Here is a 22083-nt window from a genome sequence, read left to right on the forward strand (position 1 = left end):
CATACTGCTTAAAATTTTTTCTAGGGAGTGATACCCCTAGAAAAAATAGTAATGCTCGTTTTTAACAATTCCTCAATTTTCTTCTCCGTCACTTTTGATTCAAACTTTGCAGTGGATATGAAATGGCCAAAGTTAAGTGCAATAAACGACATCGCAACCGCCTCTTCATCCAATTCCGCTAGCAGCTTCCTGCGTTTCAACTCCGCAAAATAAGCCATGAGCTCCCCTTTAATAAAGCGCGGGACCTGTGCGATTTCCTCATCGATTTCTGGAAAAGCACCTGCTTCTTTAAAAGCGATCATCACAAAGTCTTTAATGGATAACATGTAACGGAGATATTCATGGGCGAAGCGGAGTAAATCTTCTTCCAATTCATACGTCACTTCAAGTTGGATTGTTTTTTGCAGAATCGGGCCGTACGAAAATTTACGGACGATGGCCTGCAAAATACCATGTTTGTTTCCGAAATGACGAAAGACGGTCACCTCATTGACACCGGCCAGCTCAGCGATGGACCTGGTCGTAGCCGCCGCATAGCCCTTTTCACTGATCAATTGGATAGCGGCGTCCACTATGCGGTCCCCTGTCGATTGTGTTGACAATAACTTCAGCTCCCACGGAATGCAAGTAGTTACTTGCATCCTAACATCCCCTTTTCTTAAATGCAAGTGTTTTTCCAAATGGTCAGGAATTTGATGCTACAAAACCTTCACAGTACATAAAAATCCCACCCCCTTAAAAAGAGAGTGGGTTGGATAGCCAGTCTACACCGTCTTCGTCGCCGCAAGCTTGATTTCTTTCCGGCGCGCATAGACGTTTTTCACGATGGCTTTGCCGACCGCGTAAGTAGGAATGGCCAAGATGATGCCGAGAAAGCCGGCGATATTTCCTGCCGCCAGGATGACCGTGATAACGGTAAGCGGGTGGATATCGAGTGATTTCCCCATAACATTTGGCGTGATTAGATTACTTTCAATCTGCTGGGCAACCAATGTGACGATGGCCACACCAATGATCAATTTCGGCTCTTGAATCAGCGCGATGATCAGCGCGGGCGCCACCCCGATCCACGGCCCGAGGAATGGGATCAGATTCATGAACAGATTGAAGAATGCCAGTAACAGTGCGTACTCTAATCCGATGGCCCAATAGCCGATAAATAACAGTATTGCCAATAACGCACTGATCAGCAATTGTCCTTGGATATATGAACGGAGCACGGTGTCAATGTCATGCAATGTTTTGCGGACCCATTCCCGGCTTTCTCCTGAAAAGAAGTTGTAAACGAATGGCGCGAGCTTTTCATGGTCCTTCAACATGAAGATGAAGAAAAACGGGACGAGTACAAGAAGGAACATCGCTTGGAAGAAGGACTGCAAAAATTGAACAATCCATTTCGTAAATTTAACTGCGATGGATTGGACGGAATCAGCTGCACTGTCAATAGATTCTTGCAATTTTGGAGGCAGATCCTCTTTTTGTTGCAACGCAATGTCTTTGATGTAATCGACTTCTTTGGCAATGGCAGGGGCATTCTCCACAAGTGTATTCACCTGTTCTGTAACGGGTGGACCGACAACGGAGCCGAATCCCCAGATGACAAGCACCAACCCGATGAGAATGGATAAAATGCTTCCCCAACGCGGCACTTTTTTACTTTCTAAAAACCGCTGAATCGGTTCGGTAGCATAATAAAGAACCCCGCCAAGCAGCAGCGGCAAGAAAATCGCTTTAGCGATAATGACGATCGGAGCGAAAATACTATTTATTTCCATAAAATACTTAATGATGAGCAATGCCAGCAGGATTCCCACTCCGACCTGGAACCATAATTTCTTCGTCACTGTTTCACTTCCTTTTATGTATGCCGTTTATTCAAAGCAACTACACACTATCCGTTGTTATACGGATAGCATCGGAAATGGTTTCACTATATCTCCACAATTCCCGTAAATGTGTTTAAAAATCCATCGATGTGACGGCGAGTCTTCAGTTGGTGAACCGTCTTTCCTTCTTTGGCATAGCGCTGCAGGCGCTGACGCATCTTGTCTTTGCGTGGTCCGTATGTGGATAGGATGAATTTCAGGAACTCCCAATCAATCTTCTCCGGACATCCTTCCGCCATGTCATCACGCGTTTTTCCATGATATTGAACTCGACGCTTCAACACTCGATATAGACATAACCATCGCGGGAGTTCCAAATAGATAACTGTATCCGCCCGGGGTTCCCGTATGCTAAAGGTTCCCGAATAATTCCCCTCTACAATCCATCTATCCTCTTGGACAATCGCCTGTTGAGCCAATAAAAACTCTTCGTTGGATGATTCCTCCCAGCCAGGCTTCCAGTATAGCGTATCCAGATGTGTCACCGGAATACCAGTCCTCTCCCCCAATTGCCGGGCAAATGTCGATTTCCCCGCCCCGGGCGACACTCCAATCACCATGATTTTTTCCATCCATTCCACCTGCTTTCCCTTGTTTAGATCTTCTTACTCAATCTCCCTTTTTCGCTGTAACGGTCAAGCAATCCAAGCGATTGAGCGTCCATGTTATGAAGCGTGTCATCCGCTACGGGCATTAGCCGCTCCTCGCTCTATAAAAAGATCAATAAATACGAAATCTGAGAGAGTACAAAATTTGGCTGACTAAAATAACGGCGGGAGCCGCTTTTCTAAATATGATACAATAAGCCTGTCAAACAAACAGAAGGGGGGATTCCGCCCTGTCAGCTATGAAATTGGGAAAATACGCACTTCAAGTTATCTTATTATTGGGATTCTTCGCAGTCGGCCAGTGGCTTCAACAGCTGCTTCACATCCCATTGCCGGGAAGCATTCTTGGATTGCTGCTTCTTTGGATGACTTTATTACTGAAAGTTATACCGCTGAGGTGGGTGGAAGGCGGTTCGTATCTTTTCTTATCTGTGCTGCCGATTTTTTTCATACCGGCCACTGTCGGGGTCATGAACTTCGGCTCATTCTTTCTGAGCCGGGGCGTGGTGTTAATTCCCCTCACGATCATCGGCACGTTTCTAACCATGTGGGTAGCCGGATTTGTCAGCCAATCCATCGCTTCCAAAATTTCAAATAGAAAGGAGGAGGCCAAATGCAAATCGCAGGGTTAACTCTCCTTTATATCGCCTTGACCATCCTGATATATTCTCTAGCAACATTCTTATACATAAAATACTCGAATCCGCTTCTAATCCCCATGTTCACGGCCACGATCGCCATTATACTTGTGCTGGTCCTCTTCCAAGTCAAGTATGACACGTATATGATCGGCGGGAAGTGGATCGACTTGCTATTGGGGCCGGCGATTGTTTCCTTGGCAATCCCCCTTTATAAGCAGCGGGACGTATTACGGATACATCTCTTGCCTGTTCTCAGCGGGGTGGTGATCGGCAGCCTGTTCGGAATGCTAAGCGGTTCCCTACTAACAAAGCTGCTCCGCTTTTCGGATGAACTCGTCCTGACCATTTTACCGAAATCGATCACGACCCCGATTGCCATGGAAATCGCTGCTGGGTTGGGCGGCAATCCTACTTTGGCAGTCGTTTTCGTCATTACCGCCGGATTGACAGGCATCATGTTCGGCCCTTTGCTATTGCGCTACACCCGAATCGATACTGCGCTCGGCCGTGGTATCGGATTAGGAGTGGCATCGCATGCGCTCGGCACTTCAAAAGCGCTTGAATTCGGGGAGCAGGAAGCATCCATGAGTTCCGTCGCCATGACCTTGTCTGCCATTACAGGATCCGTGTTCGGACCGCTCATCGCCTGGCTGTTTCATTTTTATTAACTTAGCCACTCTCCTCTAATCGTATACAGAACCCGAACTTCCTACAGATTTCCCCTCCAGTCGGGACGAATGAACTTGTTTAGTCCAAAAGAATTCGGGAAAACAACCGATAAGCTTTTCATTTCAATTCAAACGAGGAGGACATAACGATGAGGAAAAAGATGGCTTTGACGGCACTTGGATTAGGTGCTGCCTATTTGATGCGGAATAAAGACTCACGCGATAAGTTGTCCAAACAGTTCAGTGAGTTCGGAGGGAATACGACCCCAACGCGGAATACCAACACGATGGATTCCCGTTCCACCCACCCTACCGAACGACGCAAAGGCCTGCTCGGCAGCTTGTTCAGCTAATATTGTTCCTGAAACCGTCCCCCAGTCATACAGCTGGCGGGACGGTTTTTTATGAACAAAAGCTTGGGGCACCTGCTTAGTTTCGATAAGTTTTGATTGCCTTAATTTCTGCAAAGGACGCATAAATACGGCAAATTGAACCCTGCACTGTTCGAGAAGCATGCCAAGACGGTTTAGTTGCAGTTATGTGACCTTCCTACTCCGACTCATGCGGATGATGGCGATATACACGACCGGAAGGAGGGCCGTGAACGTGACGAGACCGTTCCAACCGAATATGGTCCAAAGCGGGCTAAGGAACGTACTGCCGATTGTCACTCCAATATAATAGGAGACCAAATATATGCTGGAGGCGCTCCCTTTGTGATGCTCCGCCTCTTTCCCGACAGAAGCGGCGGTCAAGGAATGTGCGGTGAAAAAACCGAGGCAGACGATGCATAATCCTATCACGATTAGCGTCAAGGAGGTCCCCAATGTTAGTAAAAGTCCCGCAGACAGCGTTATGACACCGGCTCTCCGCACCGTTCGCAAGCCGAAGAATCCGGCCAACCATCCAGCAAGCGGAGCACCGATCACCCCGAAACTATAGGCAAAATACGTATAGGAGATAGCGTCAAGGGACATCGAATACGGCGGTGCAATAAGATGAAACGGCAGGAATGTCCACATTCCTGTGAATGATAACTGCAACACAACCCCAAGTCCGAAAACGACGAGCAAACTCGGATTTTTCAAGTGGAAGAAAAATCCTTCTATGTCCTTTGAAAAGCCTTCTTGGCTCGCGGTGAAATTCCGTGATTTCGGCAATGTCAGGAGAATGGCGGTAAAGATGAGGATTCCCGTAAATCCGAGAATATGAAATGACAGCTGCCACGAGAAATGTTCCCCCATATAGCCCGTCACAAACCGCCCGATCATCCCGCCGATTCCATTGCAAGATATATAAAGTGCCGTAGCGACACTCATAAACTGTTTATGTATTTCTTCACTGATATAGGCGAGTGCTGCGGCGGGGACTCCGGCAAGCGCGAATCCTTGGATGAACCGCAATATGACCATCCAAAGGAACGAATCCGATACCGCCATCAAGAAGAAAGGCAACGTCGAACCGATCAGGGACAGCTTGATATAGAGGGTCCTCCCGTTTCGATCCGAAAAAAATCCGAGGATAATCAAACCCAAAATGAGTCCAACCGTAGACGCCGACATTGATAGACTCGCATAGGAAACAGATATGGAGAATTCTTCTTTGAACAAAGGAAGAAGGGGCTGAAAAGCATACATGGCCGCAAATATATAAAGGGAAGCAAACCCCAAGCTTAAAACAATCCTCCAAAACTGTACCTCTCTTATCGAATAGCCTTCATGAGCCATATTGCCACATCCCGTCGTCTATCAAGTACATCTAAGGATATACGGAATCCTAGTTCGAGGACTCCACCATTTATTCCTCTAGTATAGCATGAGTTTTTCAAAGACCTGTCAAAATTTTAAGAAGATAAAAAACCGGAACCTTTGCCCGGTTTCCGGTTTTACTTCGTAAGAATTTTGCGTCTCTCCGCAAAAATAACAAGGAAAATACTCACTTCGTAAAGCAGCAGCATCGGGATCATGACAATCAGTTGACTAATGAAATCCGGCGGTGTGATCAATGCTGAAATAATGACAATCGCCAAATAGGACCACTTCCTGACTTTCTTCATCGAAGCGGCTGTCAATAACCCGAGGGCCGATAGAAATAAGGTGACTATCGGCAACTCAAACAGTACGCCGACTGGTATCGTCGTCATTAAGAGGATAGTCGAAAAAACCATGAGGAAGAAGAACAGGAAGATGCCGACGCTTTTCAGCAGCTGCTTTCGCAAATCGATTAAGTGCCCGACCAAAGGCGGTTCGTCTAACACTTCTTTTACCGTTACGATAGTTGCTTCTTCCCCGTTTATGGCCGGCTGAATGCGTGCGACCACTTTCTGTTCACCTTTTCGTTTGTCTGTTTTCTTCGAATCCATCAAGACAATTCCTTTTTCTTCGGATCCTTCTGAGCTGGCGACTCTTCGTCATCCATAATGTCCCGGGTCGATTTCTTGAATTCTGCAAGCGTTTTGCCGACTGCCGAACCGACTTCAGGCAATTTACGAGGGCCAAATAAAACCAACACAATCACCAAAAGGATAATTAGTCCCGGTACTCCGATACTTGCAAATCCACCCACTTCCGATGCCTCCCTTAGTTGTCAGGAATCTCCCGTAGGCACCATTTGTGCAACGGTTTTGAAAGCATTCTTCCCCCCTTTCTCCACCGCCATACTTATGACCGTTCCTTAAAACCACTCAGTAGACTTATCTTTCCTGTTATTAGGACGATATAAGGATAAATGAGGAAAAGGAGGAAGGGGCATGCTTGGTAAATGGAATGCGACTGGATTAAACATACTCCGGAACATGAGTATCCAACAGAACCAGATTGCGCTTTCGATGGAACGCCTATCTTCCGGTAAACGGATCAATCGGGCCGCTGACGATCCCGCAGGTCTAGCCATTTCAGAAAAGATGCGGGCCCAGATCCGTGGTCTGCAAGTGGCCCAGCGGAACATTCAGGACAGCATCTCCATGTTCCAAACGGCTGAAGGGGCGCTGAATGAAACCCACGCTATGTTGCAAAGGATGCGTGAGTTAAGTGTCCAAGCCGCGAGTGATACGTTGACGGATGACGATCGTAAATTACTGGACCTCGAATTTCAGGAATTAAAGAAAGAAATTGAGCGAAACTCCAAGCAAACAGAATTCAATACGATGCCTTTGTTGGATGGCAGTCGAAGTTCTATCAAGATCCAAGCTGGCGCGAACGCGGGACAGACGATTGAGTTCACGATCGGAGATATGGGAAGCGATGCCTTAAATCTGAAGGATGCCTCCATCGCAACCCGCGAGAAAGCCGACGAAGCCATCTCCCTGTTGGACGGTGCCATCCAAAAAGTCTCCTCCGAACGTTCCCGCATGGGTGCATATGTCAACCGACTGGAACATGCCTATTCCAATGCGTTGACAATGGAAGAGAATTTAACAGCTGCCGAGTCGCGGATCCGGGATGTCGATATCGCCAAAGAGATGATGGCCTTGACGAAAGCGAATATCCTCTATCAAGCCGGTCAATATGTCCTTTCCTTGCATATGCAGCAAGCCCAATCCGTCCTTCAACTGTTGAAACCGTAACCAGGCCCGTCTTTTGCGGACAGATGAAATGCCCGGTACTACCAGTGTCCGGGCATTTCATCTGCCTTCATAGATTTGTCGTATTGATTTTAGGAACCGTATTTTCATTCTGATGCACTTTTCCATCATCCGCTTGTCCATCTAGCGTTTCACCGCTGATTCCTCTCTCCGCTTGGCTGTCCATCATAATACTGGAACCGGGGCCACTCCAACGGGCCTCGATGAAAAGGGCCACTCCGCCTTCTTCCAGCTCATTATAGTAAGCCTGCGCCTGCTGTTCCGAAAACCCCATTTCCTCGAACGCTTGTAGCATCCGGCCTTTTCCGACAAACAACTCCCTTGTATGATCCAATAAACTTCGTTTCGACAAATCCATAAGATTCACTTCCGCATCCGCCTGGAGCATGTCAAAGTTATCCTGGACATTGCTTACCGCGTAAATGTTGTTCTTCGGATACCCTTGTGACTCCAATTCCACAATCTTGGCCAATACAGTGTCAATCGAATGAAATGTACCAACATGCCTCATTTTCTCCATGAGTCGAACTCCTTTCATTTTTTTGCCTACCGTTACTTTACCCTCCCACTCGTCTTCACACACCTCCCCGGCAAACAGGATGTTTAGTTTCATTCCAAAAAGTCAATTATATATAGTACAACGTTAAGGGAGTGTTATTGATTGGGCATGCAGGATGAGGTCAAAAAGGAACTGAATCAGTTGGATACCGAAAAGAAAGATGAGATTTTGGAGAACTTCAACCGATTCAAACAATTTTTGTCGGATAAAGTAAGCAAAGGCGAAAGTCTCGGGCTCAGTGAAGAACAATTGGCTAAAACGGCTGAGATTGCCGCCAATTATTTATCCCAAAACGAAGAACCTCGAAATCGGGAACAATATTTACTGCAAGAGCTTTGGAGAGTTGGAAATAAAGAGGAGCAACATATGCTAGCCCATATGCTGGTGAAAATGGCACGTGAAGCGTAAATCCGAAAGGAGTGATTCCCATGGATGAGAAGAAAAGATCTTTCACGGAACGCGATCGGAAAGACGCGGATGGACCCTATATGGATAACCCTGAACATCTTCGCACAGACAAGGAAAGCATCTACGATATGCATGAAGACATGCAGACTGTAGATGCGATCCCAATGGAAGACGCGCGGATGGAATGGGAGGAGGAAAAGCGACACCATGATACGAAAAGCAATTCCTCCACGGAAGAGAAATACCAAGGAAGATATTAAATCTGAAAAACAGCGCTCCCGCGGGAACGCTGTTTTTCAGTCAATTTGCATCAAATCCAATGGGGTGACGATGCCGAGCAGCTTTTCATGGGGCTGACCATTCTCTGTGATAAGCAATGCTTCCAGGCGGTTGCCACTTTCGACCGCTTTCTTGAAATACTCTTCCGCCCCGTAAACAGACAAACCCATCGGGACGAAACGATAAGTTTTCTTCCGCTTTTCATGATGATAAATGTCGAGCAGCGTCGGCATTTCCCGGGAAATGTTCTCTTCTGTCGATTTATCAGCCAGCCAATAGGTAATGCCCATCGCGGTAACAAGTCCGATGAAATGACCACCCTCATAAATAGGGATCTGGTTGAATCGCTTCTCTCGGATCACCTTCAAACCCGTGGCCAGTTTGTCAGAAGCGCGGAGGGTAAACACTTTCCGTGTAAATAAATCTCCAACCGTATGCGGCCTTGAAAGTTCCTGTTCGATATATTCCATCAATCTCACCACATCATCATGCGGCTCGGCGATGGCATAATTGAATTCAGTACGATGGTGGACGATGGCATTCCGCAAATCCCCATACTCCCGGAGGTCCTGTTCGAACTTCCGGATAATCGGGCTCACTTTTTTCGATTTATCGAGCAGCCGGGAAAACGGCAAATGCCCATTAGTGCCGGACAGTTTCTCCATCGCCTTTTCAATTCGGTTATAGGCAATGATAAAGCGATCCGAATTTCGTGCTGTCATTTGCAATCCCTCGCGTATGAATAGAATAAGAGAATTATAGCATAAGAACATGGGAAACTGGTCCTGCTTTCGGGTGAAATTGTCACGTTTGAAGCAAATTTACAAATGGTGTCAAACGACCGTGCACCTAAATCAAACTGTCGTTTTGGCGGCATTGCGCTTGGATACCCAAATGCCAAATGCCGTCAGCAGCAATATTAGCAGGATTGACATCCCGATACTGCCCCAAAGCCCGCTCTGATCCATATCCTGATCAAACCAATATGCCGCATACGATCCAAGTTTCCCTGGAGAAATGGTCCAATACGTGCCAATCAAGGAGTCCAATACCGGATACAGCAAGACAATAATGAGTGACAAACCTGCGGCTCCGCCCGTTGGGAGCCAAGCACTCAAGGCGAGCACCACTGTCACGACAAGGAGAATCCATACACTGTATGTCGCGATAAAAGCAAATACAGCTCCGGCGTCCACCTGATTATACAAAATATCAATATAGTACCAAGCAGCGAAGAAGCCGCTCCAGACACTGAGTAATACGATGACGCTCACAACGAGCCACTTGCTGAGAAAGTAGCTTGCGAAGGAAATCGGGCGTACGTAAAGCAGCGTCGCATTGCCGCTTTTTCGTTCACCGGCTATGGAGCCCATGAAGGCGAGCACGATAACGAGAACACCGATCAATTGATATTGGCCGAGCAACGAAACGAAAATGTCCTCTCCGCGGAACTCCGGCCATGGAAACTCCGCCCCTTCCGGAAGATTGCCGACGCTTTTCATGATCTCCGGCAGGAAATGATTCGTCACAGGTTCCAATATACCGAAAATGATAAAGACAAGCGGGATCCAAAGTATCTTAAAGTTCCGGATATGCTCCCGCCATTCCTTTTGAACGAGCACTGTAAATTCTTTCATTCTGCCAATGCCACCTTCATAAAGATTTCTTCCAAGCTCGCTTTTTGCAATTCTACTTTTAGGACGGAAAATGAACCCTTGTTGAGAACCGATAGAACATCCGACATATGGACCTTTTGCGACAAGACATCAATCGTTGCCACGCATCTGGACGCCGTCATCTTCCACGGGGCCTCTTGCGCAAAACGCCGCAGTTCATGAGCAGTTTCAAACTCGATGACAATTCGCGGTTCCGCATACGCATCCCGCACATCAGACAGCGAGCCTTGCTCCACAAGCAAACCTTTCCGAAGAAATAGCAGCTGATCCGTCATCTCTTCCGCATCATTCAGAATATGGGTGGAATACAAGATTGTAGTTTCCTGTTGCAAATCCTTCAGCAAATTCATCACTTGACGGCGGCCGACCGGGTCCAGCGCAGATACCGGCTCATCCAGCAAAAGCAATTTCGGTTTATGGACAATCGCCTGCGCCAGCCCCAGCCTCTGCTTCATTCCCCCTGAAAAAACACCTGACTTTTTGTTCATCGCATCCCCAAGCCCAACGAATTCTAACGTCTTTTGGGCCTCCATTCTAGCCCTTCGCGCCTCCACCCCACTTAATCGAGCTGCCATTTCGGTGAACTCCAAAGCGGAAAGCCATGGGAAGAATTTCGGATACTGCGGGAGAAACCCGATATACGGTCGGAAATCCTGCTGTGATTCTCCCAGCAAGCGCAGCGTTCCGGAAGAAGGTGACACTAAACCCGCCAACATTGACAAGGTCGTCGTCTTCCCGGCCCCATTCGGCCCGATTAGCGCTGTAGAAGTGTGCGCTTCCAGTTCAAAAGATAGATTTTCCGTAGCTTGATGCTCCCCAAATCTTTTCGACAACCGATCCACTTGCAATAAAATCGTCACGCCTGCCGCCTCCCGAGCACGAAGTACAGAATCGGTCCAAGCAGATTCCCAAATATAATAATGAAAATCCACATTACATAAGGCCCATTCGTCTTTTTATGGCGGAAGACATCAAACAGCGCAATCGCCATCAAGATGAGTTGAAGAACAATCAAAGGCAGTATTAGTCTCCAAGGTATATTCGCGAGCTCCGACATCACAATTTTAGCCTCCTATTTGTTCTATAAGGTATATAACAACTATATCACCTTTGTTATATATTGTATAGAACAAGAAGAGAAAAAATTCATTTTTCTCGATTGACGTAGGAATGCTTACCATTCGATAATGCGTTTCCTGAATTTACCAGTAATAGCGATTCGCTTGCACTCTAGCATCATTGCACCAGCCGGCCCTTTCCTTACGTTTGTTGCTATACTAATGAATTCAGACAAAAATAAAAAGCTGCCTCCCTTGCCGTGTTTCAGCATAGGGGGACAACTTTTCCGATCAATGACCCAAATACGCTTTTTGGATCGTATCGTCTTGTAACAAGTCTTGCGCTTTTCCGCTGGCAACTACGCGGCCTGTTTCAAGGACATATGCGTAATCGGCAATTTTCAAAGCTTGCCGCGCGTTCTGTTCTACAAGCAGGACAGTCGTACCAGCTTCATTAATTTCTTTGATGATATTGAAAATGTCCGCGACAATCAATGGTGCGAGTCCCATCGAAGGTTCATCCAACAAGAGAAGCTTCGGGCGGGCCATGATAGCCCGGGCGATAGTAAGCATCTGCTGTTGACCGCCCGACATCGTTCCACCGAGCTGCTCTTTTCGTTCCTCAAGGATTGGGAATCGCTCCATCACTTTCTTCAAGTCAGCTTCCACTTCATTATCATTCCGGTGATACGCGCCCATTTCCAAATTTTCCATGACAGTCATCGTCGAAAGAATGCCTCGACCTTCCGGTACGAGGGCCAGCCCTTTCCGCAACAATTGGTCCGGACGATGGTTAGTGACGTCTTCACCCAAATAATGAATCGATCCTTCTCTTGCTTTCAAGAGGCCGGCGATCGTATTCATCGTCGTCGTTTTCCCGGCACCATTGGCTCCGAGGATGGTGACGATCGAGCCTTGTTCGACTTCAATATCGATGCCTTTTAGTGCTTGGATCTTGTCGTAGTATGTGTTGACGTTTTTCAGCTTAAGCAATGTCATCTTCCTCCTCGACACCAAGGTAGGCTTCGATTACTTCTTTATTGTTTCGGATCTCTTCAGGAGTACCCTCCGCGATTTTCTTTCCGAAGTTTAACACAACGATCCGGTCACAGATTTTCATGACGAGCGGCATGTCATGTTCAATCAGCAAGACAGTGATATTCAAGGACTGGATTTTTTTAATCAAGTCAAAAAGATCTTTCGTCTCTTTTTCATTCATCCCGGCAGCGGGCTCATCCAGCAAAATCAGTTGCGGATCGCTAGCGAGCGCCCGGCCGATCTCGAGTCTCCGTTGCTGACCATAGGAAAGGTTTTTGGCAATGGAATCCTTGAACTCGGAGAGTCCAACGATTTCCAAAATCTCATCCGCCTTCCGGTTGACCGCAGCCTCTTCCTGCTTCTGCGACTTCGTGCGGAATACACTGCGCCAGACGCCTGTCGTCAAGCGGCAATGATTGCCGACCATGACATTTTCATGGACTGTCATATCCGCGAACAGACGGATGTTCTGGAATGTACGGCAAATGCCTTTTTCCGTAATTTGATGCGGCTTCAAGCCAGTTAACGTATCGCCTTTGAATGAAATCTCACCCGAAGAGGGAGGAAACATAGCAGTAATCATATTGAACATCGTTGTTTTTCCGGCGCCATTCGGACCGATCAGGCCAAGCACTTCGCCTTCTTTTATCGCAAAAGACACATCTGTCAATGCTTGGATCCCACCAAAGTTTTTGCTGATCTTGTTCACATTCAGAACCATGTTATGTTACCCCTCCTTCTTCTTATTTTTCTTTTTCCGTTTAAAACGATTCACCATATTGACATCGATGATCCCTTGCGGACGGAAGGCCATCAATAAGACGAGCAATGCCCCGTAGATCATAAAACGGTATTCGCTGACAGCCCGCAGGAACTCTGGCGCTGCCGATAGGAACGTAGCCCCGAAGATAGGACCCCAAATGACTTCGCTTCCTCCGAAAATTGCGAAGATCAAAATTTCAACAGCCCGGTGATAGTCAAAGTCAGACGGGCTGATATACGCCGTCACGTGAGCATAGAGACCGCCCGCAAAACCTGCAAGAAGGGCCCCCTGTCCGAAAGCGAGGATTTTGTAATAAGTGATATTGATCCCCATCGCTTCGGATGCCTGCTCGTCCATTTTAATGGAGGCAAACGCACGACCCACCCTTGAATTGTTTTGGCGGATGAAAAACCAAATGACGACAATAGCAATGATCAACAACACGAGAAATACAGAAAGACTGCTAAACTGGTTGCTTCTCAAACCGAGAACACCTGGATCGAACCCAATGTCCTTACTAAATTGGAGGATTTCACGCCCCATATGCGGGATTTTGGCAATCCCGACAGCCCCGTTCGTCAAACCTTCCCAGTTTATGAATAAAACCCGGATAACTTCCCCGAGCCCTAATGTCGCAATGGCTAGATAGACGCCTTGAAGCCGTAGTGCGGGAAAGCCGACCAACACGCCGACAAGTCCGGTAAGAACAGCCGCGGCTAACAATCCAAGCACGATCGGCACATTATAATTCAATGTCAGAATGGCGGAAGTATAGGCACCGATACTCATAAAACCTGCATGTCCCAATGACAATTGGCCTGTCGCAAGCGTTATGTAAATACTGACACCGAGAATGATATTGATCAATATAAAAGATGCAACTTGTAGATAATACGGATTTACAATATCTCCTAGCATATAGTTACAGATCCTAGTCACAGGAAGTCCACATGATCTCTCTCTTATGTGGAAGGAATGTGATAAGTCTATTTCCACCCTTTCTATGAATATCCATCAAAGCATTTGTTCTTTTTTGCTTTGATCTTCCTAATTCTTATTTTCAACCATCCTCAAGTCAGGAAAGGCTTGGCATTCCCCGACCGCCATTCATCACTTCGCACCTTCTGTCGACTTCCCGAAAAGGCCTTGTGGCCGGACAATCAGGATGACGATAATGGCAAGAAATGCAATGGCATCACGATAGCCTGAATCACCATATGCTACAACGAACGTTTCGGACAATCCGAGGATCAATCCGCCCGCCATGGCGCCTTTGACATTCCCAAGGCCACCAAGAATAATAATTGCCAACCCTTTCAAACCGAATGATAATCCCATTTGCGGGTTAACCGAGTTGAAGGCAATCCCGACAAGGATCCCAGCAATCCCTCCCATTGCGGAAGCGATAATGACCGTACTCGTGATCATCCTCTTTGTGTTTACACCTAATAGGCTGGCCACATCAAGATTTTCCGCACTGGCACGTAAAGCCTTTCCTGCCTTCGTTTTGGAAAGCCAGAAAATCAAACCGACCATAAGCACAATGGAAATGATGAAAATGAGAATTTGGACATAATAGATGGTGGTAGAACCAATTGTTACTTTCAATTCTGACAAAGACGTCCGGAATGGATGATTCCCGGCTCCAAAGAGTTGATGTGCGAGGTTTTCAAGAAAAATGGAAACACCGATCGTACTAATAAGGGGGGCAAGGTGTGAAACTCCCTCTTTACCTCTTAATGGCCGTAATGCAAAACGCTCCAGAAAATATCCTAATATAGCTGTCACGACGATAGCGACAATAAACGCGATGTATAGAGGCCAACCTAGTATATTGGTCACCGCCACACCCATGAAGGCACCAAACATAAAAATTTCTCCATGCCCCATGTTAACGATGTTCAATACGCCGAACACAAGCGTATATCCTAAAGCAACAATGGCATAAATGCTCCCTAACGTCAGACCATTTATCAATTGTTCGACTAGCACGTTTCCCCCTCCTTATCCATATGTATATTTTTGAAATGAGAACAACCAGGCTGGAGGAGTGCTCCCCCCAACCTGATTGCATCGTGACATTCATGCAACTACGAATTACTCAAAAACGACATATTCATTGTCTTTAATAATTAACACAGTCGGTTCCATAACGATGTCCCCTTCTTCGTCAAAGGACATAGTTCCAAGAACCCCTTCGAAGTCTCTGATTTCGGCCATTGCGTCACGGATCGCATCACGATCTGCTTCGCCTGCATTTTTCACAGCTTCTGCCACAAGGTAGAGAGCATCGTACGCTTGTGCTGCGAACTGATCCGGCTCCATGCCGTATTCAGCTTTGTACTTTTCTACGAAATTTTTGACTTTTTCGTCGTCTTTCTTTCCAAACCAAGGTGTAGCAACGATCAAGCCATTGGATGCGTCTCCCGCAATTTTAATAACCTCAGGAGAGTTAAATCCGTTACCTCCAACAACCGGCACGTCGATACCCATCTTACGGGCTTGGTCCAAGATTACGGAACCTTCGTTATACAATGCGGATGCTAGGATAAGATCCGGGTTCAAGTTTTTGATTTTAGTCAATTGGGCTTTATAGTCGGACTGGCCCAATTGGAATGTTTCAGTTGTAACAACTTCCAAGCCCATGTCTTCCGCAACTTCTTTCATTACGTCATAACCGGCTTTTGTGAATACATCGTCATTTCCGTATAGGATTGCGACTTTTTTCACGTCATACTCGTCCACTGCTTTTTGAACAGCGGCAGGAATTGCCATAGATTCAGGGATGGAGTTACGGAATACGTAGTCACCGATCTGCGGAATTCCCGCTGCAGTAGTGGATGTACCAATGATTGTCACACCATTCAAATCAGCTTCTGGCGCTACAACCTGCATTTCTGTACTTAACGTCGGTCCAACGATAATATCGACGTTTTCCGAGTTCATCAATTTTTGGGCAGCAGACAATGCCTCTTCTTGCTTACCAGCGGAGTCCTCAATTTTCAACTCGAGTTCAACTTCGCCCGCTTCTGTAATTTCTTTATTCGCAAGCTTTAGACCGTTCGTAATAGCCTCACCATAACTAGCTCCTGGTCCCGTCAAATAAGAAACGACACCAACTTTGGCTTTTACAACTCCGCCTGAGTCATTGGACCCTTCACCGGCTGAATCGGAAGTTCCAGAGCCGCTCTCCGACGTGCCTGAATTACTGCCGCCGCCACAAGCAGCTAAAACAACAAGCGCGAACGCCATCATTAGCGAAAAGACTAATCGTAGTTTTTTGTTCATTTTGTGTTCCCCCTCTTTCTGCTTTACAAATTATTAGACTAGCATAATTACTATACAACAAAAACTGAATAATGGGAACCGCATTATTTATTTGTATTGGTTTATTTTTTTCATTAATTTAATATTTAACTTTACTGTAATAAAGTTTTGGAAATCTCGACAGGGAAAAGGAAATGACTTCCTTCACCCTGCTTTTTTTCATAGGCAACCGTGCTATACTTAATGGATGGAACAGGAGGAATAACGGCACATGAAACAATGGATGTACCCCATATTTATCGTCATCGGAGCAAGTTGTTATGGAATTCTATCGACTATTATCAAGCTCGCCATACAGGACGGCTATACGGCAGCGGAAGCCGTCACGAGCCAGTACTACGTTGGCTTTTGCCTGTCTCTCCTTATTTTCACCGTCATTCACAGGAAACTCCCGAAATTCGGCGGTGGGTGGACGCTTGTGCTCGCCGGCCTGTTCACAGCATTTACAGGTACGGTGTATGGACAAGCAGTCAGCTATATGCCCGCTTCTCTAGCCGTCGTCATGCTATTCCAGTTCACTTGGATCGGCATGTTATTCGACTGCGTGGCGAACCGGCGATTGCCGAAACGAATTGAAGTCATTTCCTTGGTCTTTCTCTTCGGCGGAACGATTTTGGCGGCGGGGGTCATCGATGCAGATATTAGCGCCATTCCTTGGCAAGGTTGGGCATGGGGCATGGCAGCAGCCATTTCGTTTGCCTCTTTCATCATGGTGAATCAGAAGCAAGTAGCGGGGATGGATACGATTACCCGGTTATTGTTCATGTCCTTTTTCGCCGCAATTGCCATCACGTTCTTCCAATCGCCTGAAATCATGTGGAACGGCAGTTTTGGGAACGGCCTATGGGTTTATGGTTTGATCCTAGGTTTATTCGGAATCGTGCTCCCGATTTTCTTATTTTCAATCGGCGTTCCACGGGTCGGGACAGGAACAGCTTCTATCTTAAGCGCTATGGAATTGCCGGTTGCAGTGACGGCTTCCGTTATCTTGCTGCACGAAACACTCACCTCCCTACAGGTGATCGGTATCTTGATCATCCTAGGAGGTATGGTCTTGCCAAGCATTGTGCAACGGCGATTGAAATCGAGAAAATCCCTGCCGTCCCGGTAGCAATTCGAGCGCATCCGGATATAAATGGAGAGAGATGTAATGATGAATCGCATAGAGAGGAGGAGTGAATAAATTGAAAAAGCGTTCCTTTCTTATCTTCATCATCGCCACGGCATTCGTGATTATCTTTTTCACGTTATTGACGGATTCAGGTACGGAGTTCATACAAGGAGTTCAGGACCGCTTCCCAGCCAAGAAGGAGATCACCCAATTGATCGAAGGAATGGAGGAGAAGACCGACGTCCATAGAAATGAAGGAACCGTTGCGGATTATGTCATATATTTGGATGTAACACGCTACCAAATGAGCAAAGAATCCGAATCCGATAAAATTACTCCGATCGAACCGCTGCCCGATAATTATCCTGAAGTGTTCCTAGAAGTCAAACATCTGGAAGATCAAACCCCTGAACAAGTAGCCAAACAAAGTCAAATGGATTTGGAAACGGAGTTGCCGGACATCGCACCGATTCCTGTTGAAACTGTCATCTCCCCCGTCGAAGGGTACGGGCTGCATGGTGCAGCCGGAAACGAATGGAATAGCAAAATTATTGACATATATATCGTGTCTGATGGAAAAGAAGGAAGTTTTCTAATTACGGCAAATTATTTCCTTGAAGCGGCAGAAGGTCATGGCAGCCGATTTTATCACATGTTGGAAAGCTTTGAAGTAATTGAACGGCGTTGAATCAATTTAATTTTCAAAGGAGGTAGCAACATGACAGCAACGATCGAACAAATTGTCCAATCCTTACAAAACGTACTGACCGTGAGTCAAGTGACAGTAAACCAGACGGTGCGGGAGCTGCACGGAAGGGATGAATCCTATCACACACCGAGCCTGCCGGACATCGTCGTGTTCCCCGAGACGACTCAAGACGTAAGCGAAGTGATGAAAATCGCCCAACAATACGAGATTCCCGTCGTTCCGTTCGGTCTCGGATCCAGCTTGGAAGGGCATGTCATCCCGTATAACCACGGAATCACAATCGATTTTTCATTGATGAATAAAGTGTTGGAGATTAAGGAGGATGACCTGCTTGTCACAGTGCAGCCGGGCGTCACCCGATCCCAGCTGAACCAGGAATTGAAAAAGTACGGGCTGTTCTTCACCGTCGACCCGGGGGCGGACGCCACGCTAGGCGGTATGGCTGCCACGAACGCGAGTGGGACGACATCCGTCAAATACGGCGTCATGCGGGATCAGGTGCGCAATTTGGAAGTTGTCTTGGCGGATGGCTCGGTAATCCAGACAGGGAGCTTGGCTGCCAAATCCTCGTCGGGCTACCACTTGAACGGACTGTTTGTCGGTTCGGAAGGAACACTCGGCTGCTTTACCGAATTGACACTACGCGTCTACGGAATTCCCGAGCATGTCGTCGCGGCAAGAGCGTCCTTCTCTACAATGAAAGACGCCGTCGAAGCGGTCGTCTCCATTTTACAAGCCGGCATCCCAATCGCCCGCGTGGAACTGGTAGATGAAGCGTCGATGAAACAGGCGAATATTCATAGTGAAACCGATTATGAGGAAGTGCCGACGCTCTTCATGGAATTCCACGGGAACGAAGCAGGTTTGAAACAGGACATCGAATTCATGCGAGATATTGTGGAAGACCATAATTGCAGTCGGATCGATTTCGAAAAGGATAATGCGGCCCGCAATAAACTGTGGGAAGCGCGCCATGCGTTGGCGTATGCGTATATTCACGGGTATCCAGGGAAGAAAATGATGGTGACGGACGTCTGCGTACCTATTTCAGAACTGGCAAATGCGGTTTTATTCGCACGGGAGCAATTGAACGAAGCCGGACTGCCGGGCGGACTCGTCGGCCACGTCGGCGATGGAAACTTCCATGCTCTCGTCATGATTGATATGGAAAATGCCGAAGAAGTCGCAACGGCGGACCAATTTAATGAAAAAATCGTCATGTATGCCTTGGAACGGGGCGGCACCTGCACAGGCGAACACGGCGTAGGCGTCGGAAAGCAAAAGTACCAAGCGATGGAACACGGCGAAGCGTTCCATGTCATGGAAAAGATCAAAACAGCTCTCGATCCAAATAACCTGTTGAATCCAGGCAAGATCGTCAATATGAAGTAAGAGAACCTCCCGGGGGAAAAATTCCTCGGGAGGTTCTGTTTTGGGCCTGCCTGTTTTGGTGCCAGGCACTCAAACATTCATGTTTATTCAAACTTTCACGATTGTTTATACTTTCATGTTTATCGTGTTTGTTTGGGTGCCTGTCACTTTTGCAGAGGGACTTTCCATCCGTTTTCAACCGGATAGTACCGGGTTACCGACAATAGGTGCAGTGTCACTTCTTCTGGGACCGCGTCCAGTCCATATGCCCTCAGTTCCAATGTTTTTTTATAACGAGCGTTGTCATCGGTTTCCGTCAATGTTGAGCCGCTAGCATACACAGGATAGGCGTTTCCTTGGGGATCCGTCAGCATCCAATTGCCGAGCTCCGCCGCCCCCGCTTCTTTGCCGCCTTCCATTTCGATTAGGAAGGTCGTTTGTTTCTCGATCGGGTTCCATGATTTGCGCAGTTCGTACGTATTATTTTTAGCCGCCTTTTGGATTGTCAGGAAATTCCCTTCATACTCAAACGACACCGGCTCTTTTTTGAGCACCTTCGGCTTGAATGAAATCGAAAAATCCGCCGGCTCTGCCTTATAGACACCCTCCAGTACAAACGTCATCGGAGACGGATCTTTTTGGGGAATAAAAGAATCAATCCACGCCATATGCCCTATATTATCCAAGCTTTGCCCTGTAGATTGGAGCATACTGCCTTCGCTGCCTTGTGAAAGGGTGTTCCATTGATAGATAATTTTCTGCTGTGCATTTTCGATATGGTAAGCAATAGCCGTATCTGTATGGATTGGGGGAAAATCCCCATTCCCTTTAAACTTCTCCCGCATTTTGTTGACCTGTTCCTCAATCCGCTGCTGCTCTTGTTCAGTCAGCATTGTTTCATATTTTAGTTCATTCGAAGAAGGGGCCGCTTGCCACTTCTTCAGTTGAATGGCGACGCCATGATGTTCCGCCTGTTCTTTCTCTAATGAAATCGTTTGGGTCAGTTGGCTATTTTCCCGTAAATCCACCGGGATGTCCAGTTGCCAATTCCCCGTTTTCCCTTTCATTTCGCGAATATCAAAAGAAATCGTCACTTGTTCAACATTCTCATACTCCCTCAGCGAGAATTCCAACTGTCCATAATCACTGTCGTCTCTCCAGCCGCCACTGAAGGAATCAATCGGATTGCCGTTTTGATCCGTCACCGTCACTTTACTTTTTAAATTAGGAAAATCCAAGTAAGCGTCCAGCGGTTTTCCATTTTGATTCAAAATGAGATAAGAAAGCGATACACGCGAAGAATCAGCCACGATGTCTTCGACTTTAAAAGTGAGGCCTTGGTCTGTCACGGACAGATCCACTCGGTTGACCAAGCCTTCCTCCGTCGCCTGCCGCAACCCCTCATCCACTTGGTCCGTAGCGAACATCCCTCCGATCAATTGCGCAAAACTTGGATAAGACACCGTGATACCTGCAACGAGCAACAGACCAGCTGCCGTTGCGGCAATTCGTCTCCATCGCTTTTTCTTTTTTACCTGTTGAGCCGGATAAGGATCTAACTGATCTAAAATGTTTGATGTGAAATCCGCCGGCAATTCCGGGGTTTGCAAGGTGTCTTTAATAAATTGCTGTTCTCCTTGCAACATTTCCAGCACTTCTTGACAAGATGAGCAGCCGGCAAGATGAGACTGCATCTGCTTTTTTTCATTTTCCTGCAATAGTCCGTCTACATACTGTGACAACTTATCCGCCGTTGGACAGTTCATGGTAATCCCCTCCTTCACGTTTTACCGTAGCCCTCATTTTTTTCTTCGCCCGATGCAGTTTATTGCGGACGGTCGAGACCGGGACATCCGCCAATTCACTAATTTCGTCATAACTCAATTCATTCGCATAGCGTAAAAGAATGATCAACCGCTCATCCTCCGGCAAAGTCGCGATTAACCGCTCCAATTGCCGGCTCTTTTCCTTTTTTAGAAAAATGAGTTCCGGATGCTGCGGATTGACAACTTGGTTCTCGTCAATCTGCTGAGATGCCGATTGATAATACTTTTTTCGATATTGGTCCAGACAATGATTGATGGCCACCCGATATAGCCAGCTGGAAAACGAACCGGTTTCCTTATACTGATCCAATCGCTGATAGACTTTGATGAATGCCTCCTGTACAAAATCTTGTGCATCTTGCGGATTTTTTGTCATACGTAAAATGGTGGCGTATAAAGGATTTTTATATTTATCGATAATGTGGGCGTAGGCTTGTTTATTGCCCGCCACCACTTCTCGGATCCACTGCAACTCCTCTTCCATTGGGCAGATCCCCCTTTCTCCAGTAAACGAACATGCGCATGAGTCGTTTGGGTATTTCACTAAGTATAACGGGTTGACGAAGGAAATC

The 22083-nt window shown here is 46.9% G+C and carries 26 protein-coding genes and 1 pseudogene; 9 read left to right on the forward strand and 18 right to left on the reverse strand.

The genetic code is table 11. The features are described 5' to 3' along the window. Positions 1-20: 20 nt before the first annotated feature. The 3 genes from MKY41_RS12940 to MKY41_RS12950 form a co-directional block, all read right to left on the reverse strand. A complete protein-coding gene (locus MKY41_RS12940) occupies positions 21-641 on the reverse strand; it encodes a TetR/AcrR family transcriptional regulator (protein ID WP_340745405.1) in 621 nt (206 codons plus the stop codon). 123 nt (positions 642-764) lie between these two features. Next, positions 765-1844: an AI-2E family transporter gene (locus tag MKY41_RS12945; protein ID WP_340745406.1), complete on the reverse strand. Its 1080-nt coding sequence runs from the start codon at positions 1842-1844 to the stop codon at positions 765-767. Positions 1845-1930: 86 nt separating this feature from the next. Further along, positions 1931-2458: a topology modulation protein gene (locus tag MKY41_RS12950; protein WP_340745407.1), complete on the reverse strand. Its 528-nt coding sequence runs from the start codon at positions 2456-2458 to the stop codon at positions 1931-1933. Positions 2459-2733: 275 nt separating this feature from the next. Between MKY41_RS12950 and MKY41_RS12955 the strand changes: the two genes are divergently transcribed. The 3 genes from MKY41_RS12955 (at position 2734) to MKY41_RS12965 (ending at position 4156) form a co-directional block, all read left to right on the forward strand. After that, a complete protein-coding gene (locus tag MKY41_RS12955) occupies positions 2734-3126 on the forward strand; it encodes a CidA/LrgA family protein (RefSeq protein ID WP_340745408.1) in 393 nt (130 codons plus the stop codon). Further along, positions 3108-3803, forward strand: coding sequence for an LrgB family protein (locus MKY41_RS12960; protein ID WP_340745409.1), 696 nt, complete (start codon positions 3108-3110; stop codon positions 3801-3803). The genes MKY41_RS12955 and MKY41_RS12960 overlap by 19 nt, the downstream gene beginning before the upstream one ends. A gap of 149 nt (positions 3804-3952) precedes the next feature. After that, positions 3953-4156, forward strand: a complete 204-nt coding sequence (locus tag MKY41_RS12965) for a hypothetical protein (protein ID WP_340745410.1) — start codon at positions 3953-3955, stop codon at positions 4154-4156. A 183-nt stretch (positions 4157-4339) separates the two neighbouring features. Here the strand turns inward: MKY41_RS12965 and MKY41_RS12970 are convergent, their stop codons facing one another. The 3 genes and pseudogenes from MKY41_RS12970 to tatA form a co-directional block, all read right to left on the reverse strand. After that, positions 4340-5530: an MFS transporter gene (locus MKY41_RS12970; protein WP_340745411.1), complete on the reverse strand. Its 1191-nt coding sequence runs from the start codon at positions 5528-5530 to the stop codon at positions 4340-4342. 158 nt (positions 5531-5688) lie between these two features. After that, positions 5689-5952: pseudogene (locus MKY41_RS20785) on the reverse strand (twin-arginine translocase subunit TatC); the annotation flags it as partial. Positions 5953-6164: 212 nt separating this feature from the next. Next, positions 6165-6368 (reverse strand): twin-arginine translocase TatA/TatE family subunit, encoded by a 204-nt coding sequence (gene tatA, locus MKY41_RS12980; RefSeq protein WP_340745413.1) that lies wholly within the window; start codon positions 6366-6368, stop codon positions 6165-6167. A 184-nt stretch (positions 6369-6552) separates the two neighbouring features. Here tatA and MKY41_RS12985 point away from each other — a divergent pair, with 184 nt between their 5' ends. Continuing rightward, a complete protein-coding gene (locus MKY41_RS12985; protein WP_340745414.1) occupies positions 6553-7368 on the forward strand; it encodes a flagellin N-terminal helical domain-containing protein in 816 nt (271 codons plus the stop codon). 67 nt (positions 7369-7435) lie between these two features. Here MKY41_RS12985 and MKY41_RS12990 read toward each other — a convergent pair whose 3' ends face one another. After that, the gene (locus MKY41_RS12990; protein WP_340745415.1) at positions 7436-7906 is read right to left on the reverse strand and encodes a general stress protein; all 471 of its coding nucleotides are present in this window, start codon (positions 7904-7906) and stop codon (positions 7436-7438) included. Positions 7907-8053: 147 nt separating this feature from the next. On the opposite strand from MKY41_RS12990, the gene MKY41_RS12995 reads away from it, so the two are divergent. Continuing rightward, positions 8054-8353, forward strand: a complete 300-nt coding sequence (locus MKY41_RS12995; protein WP_340745702.1) for a DUF3243 domain-containing protein — start codon at positions 8054-8056, stop codon at positions 8351-8353. 20 nt (positions 8354-8373) lie between these two features. Beyond that, a complete protein-coding gene (locus MKY41_RS13000; protein ID WP_340745416.1) occupies positions 8374-8613 on the forward strand; it encodes a hypothetical protein in 240 nt (79 codons plus the stop codon). A 36-nt stretch (positions 8614-8649) separates the two neighbouring features. Here the strand turns inward: MKY41_RS13000 and MKY41_RS13005 are convergent, their stop codons facing one another. The 9 genes from MKY41_RS13005 to MKY41_RS13045 all read right to left on the reverse strand — a co-directional run bounded on the left by MKY41_RS13005 (position 8650) and on the right by MKY41_RS13045 (position 16455). Beyond that, the gene (locus MKY41_RS13005) at positions 8650-9354 is read right to left on the reverse strand and encodes a CBS domain-containing protein (RefSeq protein WP_340745417.1); all 705 of its coding nucleotides are present in this window, start codon (positions 9352-9354) and stop codon (positions 8650-8652) included. Between the two features lie 132 nt (positions 9355-9486). Then, positions 9487-10269 (reverse strand): ABC transporter permease subunit, encoded by a 783-nt coding sequence (locus MKY41_RS13010; protein WP_340745418.1) that lies wholly within the window; start codon positions 10267-10269, stop codon positions 9487-9489. Continuing rightward, the gene (locus MKY41_RS13015) at positions 10266-11168 is read right to left on the reverse strand and encodes an ABC transporter ATP-binding protein (RefSeq protein ID WP_340745419.1); all 903 of its coding nucleotides are present in this window, start codon (positions 11166-11168) and stop codon (positions 10266-10268) included. The genes MKY41_RS13010 and MKY41_RS13015 overlap by 4 nt, the downstream gene beginning before the upstream one ends. Continuing rightward, a complete protein-coding gene (locus tag MKY41_RS13020; RefSeq protein WP_340745703.1) occupies positions 11165-11365 on the reverse strand; it encodes a PLD nuclease N-terminal domain-containing protein in 201 nt (66 codons plus the stop codon). The genes MKY41_RS13015 and MKY41_RS13020 overlap by 4 nt, the downstream gene beginning before the upstream one ends. A gap of 292 nt (positions 11366-11657) precedes the next feature. After that, positions 11658-12359 carry an ABC transporter ATP-binding protein gene (locus MKY41_RS13025; RefSeq protein ID WP_041072645.1) on the reverse strand — a complete coding sequence of 234 codons (702 nt, stop codon included), beginning with the start codon at positions 12357-12359 and terminating at the stop codon, positions 11658-11660. Continuing rightward, the gene (locus MKY41_RS13030; RefSeq protein WP_340745420.1) at positions 12352-13125 is read right to left on the reverse strand and encodes an ABC transporter ATP-binding protein; all 774 of its coding nucleotides are present in this window, start codon (positions 13123-13125) and stop codon (positions 12352-12354) included. The genes MKY41_RS13025 and MKY41_RS13030 overlap by 8 nt, the downstream gene beginning before the upstream one ends. 6 nt (positions 13126-13131) lie before the next feature. Beyond that, positions 13132-14085, reverse strand: a complete 954-nt coding sequence (locus MKY41_RS13035) for a branched-chain amino acid ABC transporter permease (RefSeq protein WP_340745704.1) — start codon at positions 14083-14085, stop codon at positions 13132-13134. 192 nt (positions 14086-14277) lie between these two features. Then, positions 14278-15159, reverse strand: a complete 882-nt coding sequence (locus tag MKY41_RS13040; protein WP_340745421.1) for a branched-chain amino acid ABC transporter permease — start codon at positions 15157-15159, stop codon at positions 14278-14280. A gap of 105 nt (positions 15160-15264) precedes the next feature. Further along, the gene (locus MKY41_RS13045) at positions 15265-16455 is read right to left on the reverse strand and encodes an ABC transporter substrate-binding protein (RefSeq protein ID WP_340745422.1); all 1191 of its coding nucleotides are present in this window, start codon (positions 16453-16455) and stop codon (positions 15265-15267) included. 250 nt (positions 16456-16705) lie between these two features. On the opposite strand from MKY41_RS13045, the gene MKY41_RS13050 reads away from it, so the two are divergent. From MKY41_RS13050 to MKY41_RS13060, 3 genes are all read left to right on the forward strand, one after another. After that, on the forward strand, positions 16706-17605 hold the full coding sequence (locus MKY41_RS13050; protein ID WP_340745423.1) for an EamA family transporter: 900 nt from the start codon (positions 16706-16708) through the stop codon (positions 17603-17605). Between the two features lie 64 nt (positions 17606-17669). Beyond that, positions 17670-18293, forward strand: coding sequence for a hypothetical protein (locus tag MKY41_RS13055; RefSeq protein WP_340745424.1), 624 nt, complete (start codon positions 17670-17672; stop codon positions 18291-18293). Positions 18294-18323: 30 nt separating this feature from the next. Continuing rightward, positions 18324-19706, forward strand: coding sequence for an FAD-binding oxidoreductase (locus MKY41_RS13060; RefSeq protein ID WP_340745425.1), 1383 nt, complete (start codon positions 18324-18326; stop codon positions 19704-19706). 143 nt (positions 19707-19849) lie between these two features. Here the strand turns inward: MKY41_RS13060 and MKY41_RS13065 are convergent, their stop codons facing one another. Continuing rightward, positions 19850-21451, reverse strand: a complete 1602-nt coding sequence (locus tag MKY41_RS13065; protein WP_340745426.1) for a DUF4179 domain-containing protein — start codon at positions 21449-21451, stop codon at positions 19850-19852. Then, positions 21429-21995: an RNA polymerase sigma factor gene (locus MKY41_RS13070; protein WP_340745427.1), complete on the reverse strand. Its 567-nt coding sequence runs from the start codon at positions 21993-21995 to the stop codon at positions 21429-21431. The genes MKY41_RS13065 and MKY41_RS13070 overlap by 23 nt, the downstream gene beginning before the upstream one ends. Positions 21996-22083 lie beyond the last annotated feature (88 nt).

This window comes from Sporosarcina sp. FSL W7-1349, assembly GCF_038003045.1.
Lineage (GTDB): Bacteria > Bacillota > Bacilli > Bacillales_A > Planococcaceae > Sporosarcina.